Annotated in this window: 6 protein-coding genes; 1 reads left to right on the top strand and 5 read right to left on the bottom strand. The window is 50.2% G+C overall.

The features are described from left to right. Both VIM87_RS17430 and VIM87_RS17425 read right to left on the bottom strand, forming a co-directional pair. Positions 1 to 415 (bottom strand): metallophosphoesterase family protein (locus VIM87_RS17430; RefSeq protein ID WP_331998236.1); only part of this gene is annotated, 415 nt, incomplete at its 3' end. Position 416: 1 nt separating this feature from the next. After that, entirely contained in the window at positions 417 to 1,163 is a 747-nt protein-coding gene (locus VIM87_RS17425; protein WP_331998235.1) for a nucleotidyltransferase, read from the bottom strand. A gap of 266 nt (positions 1,164 to 1,429) precedes the next feature. On the opposite strand from VIM87_RS17425, the gene VIM87_RS17420 reads away from it, so the two are divergent. Then, positions 1,430 to 3,451: a beta-L-arabinofuranosidase domain-containing protein gene (locus VIM87_RS17420; RefSeq protein WP_331998234.1), complete on the top strand. Its 2,022-nt coding sequence runs from the start codon at positions 1,430 to 1,432 to the stop codon at positions 3,449 to 3,451. 88 nt (positions 3,452 to 3,539) lie between these two features. On the opposite strand, the gene dcp is transcribed toward VIM87_RS17420, so the two are convergent. From dcp to VIM87_RS17405, 3 genes are all read right to left on the bottom strand, one after another. After that, positions 3,540 to 5,678: a peptidyl-dipeptidase Dcp gene (gene dcp / locus VIM87_RS17415; protein ID WP_331998233.1), complete on the bottom strand. Its 2,139-nt coding sequence runs from the start codon at positions 5,676 to 5,678 to the stop codon at positions 3,540 to 3,542. Between the two features lie 73 nt (positions 5,679 to 5,751). After that, positions 5,752 to 6,123 carry a hypothetical protein gene (locus VIM87_RS17410; protein ID WP_331998232.1) on the bottom strand — a complete coding sequence of 124 codons (372 nt, stop codon included), beginning with the start codon at positions 6,121 to 6,123 and terminating at the stop codon, positions 5,752 to 5,754. Positions 6,124 to 6,179: 56 nt separating this feature from the next. Beyond that, positions 6,180 to 11,490 (bottom strand): toxin TcdB middle/C-terminal domain-containing protein (locus VIM87_RS17405; protein ID WP_331998231.1); only part of this gene is annotated, 5,311 nt, incomplete at its 5' end.

Below are 11,490 nucleotides of genomic sequence, written 5' to 3'. Positions count from 1 at the left end.
CTTCTACGGTTTCCTGTACAAAAGCTTTCATAGCGCCTTCGCCAAAAAATGACAGCATATGGTTATCAAACCCGCCGCCAAAACCTTTGATACCGGCAAAACCTACATTCTGGATCACCACAGCTTCCCCATCCAGCACCGTTACATTATGGCGCTGCAGCATGATCTGCCGGATCAGCTTATGACGGCCTTTTTCATGATCATGATTGCCTAATACGGCCACTACGGGAATGGTGCAGGCTTTCAGCTCTTCTACCAGCACCTGCGCTTCGGATTCATCACCGGTATCTGTAAGGTCGCCGCATAAAAGCAGCACATCGGCCTTTTGGGATACTTCCTGGAAAAACGGGATCCAATTTCCTTTGTCCGATTCACGTACATGAATATCGCCTACTGCTGCAATTCGTGTTGCCATGCTATACGGTTTTAATGGTGTACGATTTATAGTCCCAGTCTTTTACATCTACCTGGTACTGCGTCTGGTCTATCATGGGCCCGCGGCAAACCCGTTCTACGGGCGGGGGCAGCTCATATTGTTCCTGCGCTCTCCTGATCAGCTCATCCAGCAGCCATTTGGGAACAATGTCGCGGTGATCTGCGGGGTACACGAACTGGAAATTAACCAGCTGCGACAGCAGTAAATGCCAGTGCTGATCCAGGCGGGTTAGCAGGTGCTGCCAGTTGAGCTCTTTCCCATATTTGAGTATGACGTGATTGATATCTGCGCCATCAAACCGCTCCCGGTTCTGCACATAGATCTTACAGTAGATCAGCTCTTCCGGCGGTAATAATTTCACTTTTACGCCTACAAATTCCGCTTCAGGGGCGCGCTCAAACCAGCTATCGTCCATATGGAAGATGTTAGCGGGGGAAGCAAAGATGATATCAACAAAATATTCGCCTTTAAACACTTTTGCCAGCCAGCGAACGTCCGTTAACTCTGTGCGGTACCCTTCCTTCGCTGCAAACAGCTTCAGGATGGCCGGGTAATCGGCAGGTGCACAAAAAATATCCAGGTCCTTGGTATCACGGTAAATGCCGGTGTAGTGGAACATGGCAAAGGCGCCACCCAGCATAAAGGGTACGCCGCTCTCCTGCAGGTGCAGCAAGGCTTCTTTATAAAATACGTGCGAGGTATTGTTTTGGTGCTCTTTTGGAATCATATATGTGGAATGCTTCAACAATCATTCCACCACGAGCGTGCACGGCTGTAGTATCAATCATCCCAACTGCTCCATTCCTTTGACTGGAGGTTAATACGGACGATGATGCCTGCGATGAGGATGCAGACGATGGATAAGATGATCAGGATGACAGCGGCCATAGGTGTAAAACGATTTGCAGATAATTGCTGTAAAAATGCGAAATATTTACGAAAATATTTATCGATATTACCTTCAACGTTGACTGTATACTCTTCAAAACAGCTATGAAAAAGTTATTAACCTATAGTATTTCCCTGCTTGCTTTAGCACCGGGAACTTTTGCGCAAACAAAAACCGCTTACACTGCACCCATCTACCGGGAGCTGCCACTGGGCGCTATACAGCCATCAGGATGGCTGCGCAACCAGCTGGTGATTATGCGGAACGGTACTTCAGGCCACCTGGATGAAGTATACAAAAAAGTGAAACAGGATAACGGCTGGCTGGGTGGAAAGGGCGATGGATGGGAGGAAACACCGTACTGGCTGGATGGTGCGCTGCCACTGGCCTACCTGCTGGATGATAAAACCCTGCAGGAAAAAGTGCTGCGCTATGTGAACTGGACACTGGACCATCAACGCCCTTCCGGTTATTTTGGCCCGCTTACAAAAGCAGAACGGGAACAGCATATTACCCTTGATGCGCAACATGCCGCTGATGGTGAGGACTGGTGGCCTAAAATGGTGATGCTAAAAGTGCTGCAGCAATATTACACTGCCACAAAAGACCCGCGGGTACTGCCTTTTATGACCCGGTACTTCCACTACCAGCTGCAGGCATTGAAAACAGCACCGCTGGGTAAATGGACGGAATGGGCTACCTCCCGCGGTATTGAGAATGTGATGATAGCGCAATGGCTGTACACCAAAACACACGATGCAAAACTGCTGCAGCTGGCAGAGCTGCTGGAATCACAATCCTTTGCCTGGACCAGCTGGATGGGTAACCGGGACTGGATGATCAGCACCACTACTTACCGCGATATGGACGACTGGATGAAACGCCATGCCGTGAATGTGGCCATGGGCCTGAAAGCGCCGGCCATTAACTACCAGCGCACCGGCAATAAGAACTACCTGCATAACCTGCAAACCGGCTGGCACGACCTTATGACCGTGCATGGCCTGCCCATGGGTATTTTTTCCGGCGATGAGGACCTGAACGGTAACGACCCTACGCAGGGCGTGGAGCTATGCGCTATAGTAGAAGCCATGTATTCCCTGGAAAACATTATTGGCATTACCGGTGAAGTGCCTTACATGGATGCGCTGGAAAAAATGGCGTTTAATGCCCTGCCCACACAAACCACGGATGATTATAATAACAAACAGTATTTCCAGGTGGCTAACCAGGTGCAGATCAGCAGAGGTGTTTTTGATTTCTCCCTGCCCTTTAACCGGGAAATGTGTAATGTGCTGGGTATGCGTAGCGGATACACCTGCTGCCTGGCTAATATGCACCAGGGCTGGACAAAATTCACGCAGCACCTGTGGTATACCACGGCCGGCAACGGTATAGCGGCATTAGCGTATGCGCCTAACCGTTTGACTGTTAAAGCGGGTAAAGACAGCACGGCTGTTACCATTAACGAAGTAACCAGCTACCCTTTTGAAGAGCAGGTACGTTTTGAGCTAAGCATGCCGAAAGCAGCTGCCTTCCCTTTTCAGCTGCGCATTCCCGGATGGTGCAAGGAAGCTACCTTACTATTGAACGGGCAGCCCTTGCAACATGCCAAAGGCGGGGAAATAGCTACTGTAAACCGTACCTGGAAAAATGGCGACCAGCTTAGCTTACAGCTGCCCATGGAAATAACCACCACGGTATGGGGCCGTAATTCCCGCTCAGTAGAAAGAGGGCCACTGGTATATGCATTAAAGCTCAGCGAAAAATGGGAAAAAGGAACGGATGCAGAAGAAGGCGATTACCTGAGCGTGTACCCTGAGGGAGCCTGGAACTATGCATTACTGCGGGCTTCAGTAGAAAAACCGGCGGAACAATTACAGTTCAGCACAGTAAAACCTGCGGGCAATGATTTTATATGGAACCTGGAACATGCTCCCCTGCAGATCACGGCGCCGGCTAAACGCCTGCCGGGCTGGGAAGCGGTGAACGGAGTAGCCTATCAACCTGTAACAGACCGCAACGGCTTTTATAAAGGCAAAACAGATAGCACCATACAAAAAATTACGCTGGTGCCGTATGGATGCACCAAGGTGAGGATTGTAGCGTTTCCGGTAGCAGAGTAGCTGTTAGCTGTTAGCTGTTAGCCTTTAGCTATTAGCTATTAGCTATTGGGTGTTTGCTAACAGCTAATAGCTAACAGCTAAATGCTGTTTACTTCAATCCCCGGCTCTTTAACAGCGGCCCTATTTCCGGATCGTGCCCGCGGAAATCCCTGAACATTTTGCCATAATCCAGCGTATTACCGCGCGAGAGGATCATATCCCGGAAGCGCTGCCCGTTGGCGCGTGTTAAACCGCCATTTTCCTCAAACCAGGAGTAAGCGTCATGCGCCAGCATTTCCGTCCAGGCGTAGGCGTAGTAGGCGGATGCATATCCACTTGACCAGATATGCAAAAAGTAGCTGGAACGGTAGCGGGGCGGCACCTGCGGCAGATCCAGCCCGGCGTTGTGTAAAGCGGCGGCTTCAAAAGCATCCACATCTTTAGGCCATGCGCCGGAATCTGCAGGCAACGTATGCCAGGCCATATCAATAGCGTCTGCTGCCAGCGCTTCGGTTAATAAATAACCCTGGTTAAAGGTGGCTGCTTTTTTTATTTTATCTACCAGCTGCTGCGGTATTGCTTCACCGGTTTTATAATGTTTTGCATAATTGCTGAACACTTTTGGATCCATGGCCCAATGCTCATTGAACTGGGAGGGGAACTCCACAAAATCGCGGGCAGTTTGCGCACCGGAAATGGCGGGATATTGCTGGGACGCGAAAAAGCCATGCAGCGCATGTCCAAATTCATGGAACATGGTTCTTACATCTGTAAAGCTGATGAGCGCTGGCTGGCCCGGTGCAGGTTTGGTGAAGTTGCACACGTTGTAGAGGACCGGCTGCTTACCCAGCAATTTAGATTGCCCTACCAGGTTGTTACACCATGCACCGCCGGATTTGTTATCTCGCTTAAAATAGTCGCAGTAAAAAAGGCCGATCTGTTTTCCATCCTGGTCTATTACATCAAACACACGCACATCCTTTTGGTACACGGGCAGATCGTGCCGTTCCTTGAAATCCAGCCCGTATAATAAATGTGCGGCATAGAACACGCCATTGGTAAGCACTGAATTTATTTCAAAGTAAGGCTTGATCTCGTTGTCGTCCAGGTTGTACTGCGCTTTGCGTACCTGCTCTGCATAATAGTTCCAGTCCCAGGGAGCCAGCTGTATGCCTTTGGCTTTCTGGTCAATAAGCGCCTGGATGGTGGCGGCTTCCTGTTTGGCTTTGGCCGTGGCGGCAGGTCCCAGCTTTGCCAGGAAAGCGGTTACTGCTTCGGGGGTTTTAGCCATCTGGTCCTGCAGGTTATAGGCTGCATAGTTCTTAAAGTGCAGCAGCTGCGCTTTTTGCGCCCGGATGCCTGCCAGGCGGATAATGAGCTGGCGGGTATCGTTGGAATCTCCCTTCTCGTTGCGTGTCCAGGAGGCGTTAAAGAGCGCCTGCCGTGTAGGCCTGTCTGTTATAGATTGTAAGGCTGGCTGCTGGGTAGTGTTCTGTAAGGGCAGCAGCCATTTACCATCCAGCTTACGGTCTTTGGCTGCCTGCGCGGCGTTGGCCAGCGCATCGTCCGTTAAACCGGCCAGTGCCGCTTTATCACTCACCACTAATGCCCCGGCTTTGGTACCGGCCATTACCTTGCCATTAAAGGCTACGCTGAGCGATGCCCTTTCCTGGTTCAGCTTTTTTACAATTGCTTTATCTGCATCGGATAAATTGGCCCCGGCCATTTCAAATTGCTGGTGGTAATATTCTACCAGGCGTTTGGATTCAGCATCCAGGTTCAGCTTATCGCGCTCCTGGTAAATAGCGTGTACACGTTTGAAAAGTTTTGTGTTCAGGTAAATGGCATCATCATTGGCGGCCAGTGCGGCGGCTTCATCTTCCCTTATCTTATCCAGCGTGTCGTTGGTATTGGCATCTGCCAGCAGGTCAAATACATTCCTGACGCGGGTTAATAAGGCTCCGCTTTTCTCCAATGCCACCAGTGTATTTTCAAAGGTGGGTGCAGCGGTATCCTCTGCAATGGCCTGTATTTCGGCCTGCTGCTGTTTAATACCTTCTTCTATGGCAGGCTTAAAGTCGGCATCTTTGATCTTTGTAAAGTCCGGCGCTTCAAAGGGCAGGCTGCTTTTTGTAAAAAAGGGATTGGCGCCTGTTGAATCTTTGCCGTTGGTAGATGTTTGGCCACTGTTACAGGCGGCCAGTGCTCCTAACAGTAATATACCGAATGGTAATTGAGCTACGTTCATAGATAAGCATTTTTTGGGTATTGCTAAGGTATCTACAAATTACCAATCCCGGCGGTATTAATGTGATCACCGGTTATTGAATAATATAATCGTTGATGATCTTCTGGAAGACGTGTACGAACAGTACGGCAACATAAGGTAGAATGAAGCTCTCTTTTGCATGTTTTACAATAAGCACATCGGCCCACAGATCGTATTCAAATACATATTCCTGCAGTCGGCCTACATAATGGGAGGCATCTATCTTATCCAGGCCCAGGGAGTGCACCAGGTAAGGCTCGGAAATGGGCACGGGTACGGCTTCCAGGTATGCTACGCCATTGAGGTTGGTGGTAAGAATGCGGGAATGCTCATCTGTAGTGGTCAGCAGATCGTAGCTGAAAATAACATCTTTGCCTTTTACACGGATCAATGATCCGTTGGTGATCTCAGATAAAGTTAACACAGGAGCGCCTGATTTTTTTGCAATATAGTTATTATAACGTTCAGGCGCCCCTGCGCTTATTTTTTAGCAGTGCTGTAGCACCAGTTGGCCATGGTAAATACGGTTCCCGGCGGAGCCTGTTCCGCAGCTTTTTCTGCGTTAAGGAATGAGGATGCCTGCGCCGGTTTGGATACATCAAATACAAAACGCGCACCCAGGCCTGGCAACTTACCCTGCCCCATTGAAGATACATCCTGGGCATAAAACCGGGGTTCCACCAACTTAGGGCTCGGATGCGTTGCAGTCCAGTATCCCGTTGTGGTACCATGCGTTCCGGACCCTCCATATACATGAGCGCCGGGATTCTCACGTTCCAGGTGTTCCAATACCAACTGAACACCTTTTGCGGTTGTTACTGAATCAAAGGTGATATTATTTCCCTTGAAACAGGCAGCAATGGGCGGAGCTCCACCGGGAGGATTGCCATAGAAAATGCGTGTACCACCAATATCAACGGCAGATTTCAGGTCTTTTATATCACCCTTAGGAGCCGGGCCGGTTTGGCCTGCAGTGGTGTTGGCGGAAGTGGGATTCGGGGGCGACGACGGGCGCTGGCCGGATGACGACGGCGCCACCAGATCACGCGCTTTTGCCTCTGCCTTCTGCTGCTGCTCCTGCCGGGCATTATCCCTTACTTTTGTTGCAATACCGGTAGCCAGGGGCAGCCCTGCACCTTCTATTGCGGCGCCTAAACCTGCTGCGCCGGCAATTTTTTCCGGGTCGTCTGTAAAGATCCCTGCAATGCCCGAGGCTACCCCAGCCAACGCTGAGCCGGTCACATAATTATAGCCGCGCACATTGGCCTGCCAGTCGGCCTCCTGCTTTGCCTTTGCAGCTGCTGCTTTATCATCCGGTACGCCCATGGAAGCGGCGCCTACCGTCAGCGCCAGATACGCTGCATCATATTCCCGGATGGCGTTGATCACGCTTTTCTGCAAGCCCATCTGGGTATGCCATTCATCTGTATCAAACCCATAATGCAGCAATACCTTATCATCTCCAAACCTTGCAAGTATATCCCTGATCTGGCTTTTGCGGTAATAAATATGGCCGTTAAGGATGTTCATCAATCCTATGAGCCGCGTATGCCGTTCTTTATTTTCCTCTGCGCTTGCTGCCCACTGGAACTGGCTGTCATCAGTTCCCAGCACATCCATTCGTACTACCGGGTTATTACTGCAATAACGGTACAGGTTCATGCCGCCGTTCACGCCAATGGGGTCTGCGCTCAGCCACCTGGCCAGCCAGGGTAAATAGTAGCGCGCGCCATGGTATTGCAAACCGGTTTCCTCATCCCTTTCCATACCGGTATAACGGTAACGCTTATTCGCTGCTTTGATAGCGGCGTTCATAGCCTGATAGGCTGTAGTGCCGTAAGGGTGGTATTCTTCATAAGAAATAACCGTTGCATTTTCATCCAGCTCCAGCGCGGCTGATCCCAGGTGATTGCTGTACTGGTAGCGGGTTAATTGCCCGAATGCTGCGGCGCCGGCTATTACAGTGCTGGTTTCAACCATGGCCAAACGTGCGCCGCTGTCCATTATATGCAGGGTGGCTATTGCTTCCTGCACCTTATTGGCATTATCTGTTCTCTGGAACAGCTCAATAACGCCCAGGTATAAACGCTGCTCTTTTATTCCGCCCGGCCGCTCAATTACTTTGCGGATGCGCTGCCCGCTGCTGTCATATACATAATAAGCGGTACCTCCCCCACCCAGGTTGACCTGTCTTAATTCATCCTTATCATCCCAGGTTAATGAAGGTAAATGCGCCAGGGCTGTAATGTTGCCATGCTCATCATAGGCAAATGTTTCTGTACTGCCGCCGGTTGTTTGGCTATGTAAGCGGTTATTGCCGGTTTCATAGCTGTAGGTTCTTGTCCAGCTGCCGGCGCCTGCCGCATGGATCATTTGCAGGATATTGCCTACTGCATCATAGGCATAACTTTGATTGTAATTACGCAGGGCTGCGCCATCGCCGGGTTGCGGCAAGTTAATACGGCTTTCATCAAAAGGCGATGCGGGCTGATTTTGCCCTATGTGTTCCCTGCCGCTTGCTTTAATGAGCCGGTACACCGCATCATACGTATAATCGCAGCCGGGGTTTACCACATTGTTGTTGAAGAAAATGGTTTGCTGTGCATTGTCTTTGATCGTGGTAATATTGCCAACCGGATCGTAGGTGTACAACAGCTTTTGCAGCAGGTCTGTTCCGTTCTTACCCGTGGTTTGGATCTGCGTGATCCGTTGTGTAAGAGGATCGTACTTGTAAGCAGTGGCGGTGCTATTGCCATAGGCAATACTATCCCGCAGCCCTTTGGCATTGTAGGTAACGGTTTTTATAAACGTTGTTTTGGCGGCTGCTCCCTGCAGCTGCACATCCAGCTTACTGAGCTGACCTGTTTCATTGAAAGCCGGTATAATAATGCTTTGATCTGCGGCTGTTACTTTTATGGCGCGGTTCAGCGCATCAAACACAGAGGCATAGGTGTATGTTGCAGGCTCCAGCGCTGCATTGGTATTCCAGTCAATACTGGTTTTATACTCATTGCATAGCTGGCGGGTGGATTGTAAGAGGTTGCCTTTAAAGTCAAAGCTGATGTTAGTAACCATCCCTGCACTATCAAAATGCTGGCAGGGTTTACCGCGAAGGTTTAACTGCTTGTCGTTTGGCAGGCCTTCGCCGTAAAGGGTTTTCTCTGTACAGATCTCTGCTGCAGCAGCTGTTTGCAAAAATGTTTTTATTGGGCGATGCAGTGTATCGTATTCATAACGGAACTGGTGGCCGCGGCTGTCCAGGTTCTTTAAGGGCTTACCCATTACATCGTTAATGGTCCAGCGCTCACCGGCATCCATGCTTAGCTGGTACAGCTGTGCACCCAGCATATCGTATTTATACTGCATCACTATATTGCCGCGGGCGTCTGTAATGCTGCGCACATTGCCTGCAAGGTCTTTTAAACTGGTGGTCTTATATTTCCCGTCTGTACCGTTATCGGCTATTGTGATGAAGGTAACGCCCTGTGCATCCAGGTGAGTGACACCAGGTGTATTGGCATGCGCGGCGGTTTTATTGGCGGCGGCTATCTCCTCCGGGGTAGCGATCGCGGGCAGCGGCGTGGTGATGCGGTCTTTATACCACTGGCTTTCCAGCACCGTATCATTGCGGTCAAAGCTGCGCTCCATCCAGGGGTCAAACTCCACTTTTGAGAAGGTACCATCCGGCTGCTCTGTGCGGATTAACCGCCCTGCGGAATCATAATACAGGATGGGCGATACCCCTCTTTCCACCAGCTCTTTATTATCCTCATATTCAAAGGTTGCACTGAAGTAAGGCTCATACTGTTTTACCGGCAGGCCCTTATTATTTATTATAGTGCGGCCGTTGCCTATCCAGCGCAGGTTGGGCGTAGTATCCACCTCCACCACGGCGCCATCCGGCTTTTCCTGCAGGGCTATGCCTGGCGGGGCCTGGATCTTTTGCATCAGCGTTTGCCCGCTGCCGTTAACATAGGCATAAGCAGTTTGGGTAATGGATTGCGGGCTGTCGTGAAAATGTGTTTCGCGAACCGTAGTTTTTGCGTAGTTAGGTTTAGCGTTATCCTGGTAATTGGTCAGGTCATATGTTATGAACATGGAGGGCTGGTCATTGGCGGAAGCTTCTGCTGTAGTGGTGTCCATCTGGTCACCCTTATTTTCATTTTCCTTGCCCATTACAAAATTGCTGATCACCAGGCCCAGCTCGTCTGTACGTACGCCGGTACGGTTACCGTTTATGTCCAGCATCAGGTATGGCGACAAAGTGCGGTAGTTAAAACCGGCTACTTCACTTTTGCTGCCCAGCATATCCGTGGTTTGCTGCACAAAAAAATGATAGGCAGCATCGTAAACTATTTGTGCTTTATACCCGAAAGGATCTGTTAAAGTAGTGGCCTGGTAAAAGTGTGCGGCATCAAAGGTTTGCGTGCCTCCGGGGATCCAGTAGTTATCATCGTTCTGGTGTACATATTTACCCTGCTGTAACAGCAGGTCATCATTTACCTTATCTCCAAAAATAAGATCGCGCATCGCGGGCGTTAAGGACAGCTTGTAGGTTTCATACGGTAATGCCAGGGATTCCATTACGCCTAAAGGCAGCGGCCCGCTCAGGTCATTTTTCATCAACAGGGAACGGGTATGCACCATGAGCCGCTTTTCTGTTTTCCCGGGTGTTGGCAGGGCATGGAAAGGAATAGTGGCTGCTGTTGTAAAGGCATTCTTTATTTCGTTGATGGTAAAGTAATTACCGGCCGCAGGATCCGGGCCGGTAATTTCCCAGGTTAATGCTTCACAGGGTAATGGTAAATGGTAATCAGTATCTGTATCAATTTTGTTGGTAACCTTATTATCTGAAAACACGATGAGTGTTTTGCTTTGCGCTGCCTGCTCTGTGGCGGTAAGATCAGCGTTGGTTGTTTTTCTGCCGTAGCTGATGGCGGCTGCTTTGAGCACATTGCCGGTTTCATCCACCTCAAGCGTCATGCTGTGAGTAATACGCGGGTCAGCAGGGTTTCGTTCATAGGTGTACGTGAGCACCTCGCTTTCCTGTACTTTAAATACTGCATACTGGTTTTGCAGGCGCGGTTGTAAAAATTGAATAAAGCAGCTGTGAAAGGAAGTTGTATACGGTACACCCTGCTGCGCGCTGCCATCCGGTGTATATACTTCCGTACGCAGCGGCATGCCCCTGCAGGCGCGCAGGGCTTCCCGCCATTCATCCAGCGTAAGATCAGCGGGTAAAGCAGGGTCCTGCAAGGTATGCTCTGCCACACTATTGTTCTTGTAATACTCCCCGGCAAACTGGTTGAAGATCTTTTCCTTATCTAAGAAGGCGCCGGTGTGGTACCAGGTTCTAGTGAGCACCGGCGGCTGGTGAAAGCCGGTATCTACCAGCTGCACACTGCCATTGGGGTTAGAAAGCTTTTTATACTGCTCAAAATCTTCCGTGTCTGTTTGGTCTACCCGGCCGAAACCGCGGAACTCCCGCTCTGCATGATCGTAATAACCATGATGGTAGGTATACTGGCTGGTAAAGCGCGTTCTTTGCACCTGGTCCATTACTTCCACCTTACTTACACATTGCACGGGGAATGGCAGCTGCGTGATCCAGGGCATGCCCGCTTTTTTATCCTGCAAATAAAAGTAGGTGGAGGGTGTATAGTGAATAGCTACCTCCTTGCCCATGTTATTCTTATAGGCCGTCATTACATGCGGCTTTCTGCCGGCCATCAGGTCAATATAACGCAGGGTACCGGCGTACTGCGGCAGCGGCGAGGACCATACTATACAC

The sequence above is a fragment of the Chitinophaga sp. genome (assembly GCF_036569125.1).
In the GTDB taxonomy this organism is placed as follows: Bacteria; Bacteroidota; Bacteroidia; order Chitinophagales; family Chitinophagaceae; genus Chitinophaga.
This window is presented reverse-complemented; position numbering and strand designations above follow the sequence as displayed.

Bases quoted from the DNA above. Each gene is read 5' to 3' on its own strand.
- dcp (WP_331998233.1), bottom strand. From the start codon at position 5,678: ATGAACGTAGCTCAATTACCATTCGGTATATTACTGTTAGGAGCACTG.
- VIM87_RS17425 (WP_331998235.1), bottom strand. From the start codon at position 1,163: ATGATTCCAAAAGAGCACCAAAACAATACCTCGCACGTATTTTATAAA.
- VIM87_RS17420 (WP_331998234.1), top strand. From the start codon at position 1,430: ATGAAAAAGTTATTAACCTATAGTATTTCCCTGCTTGCTTTAGCACCG.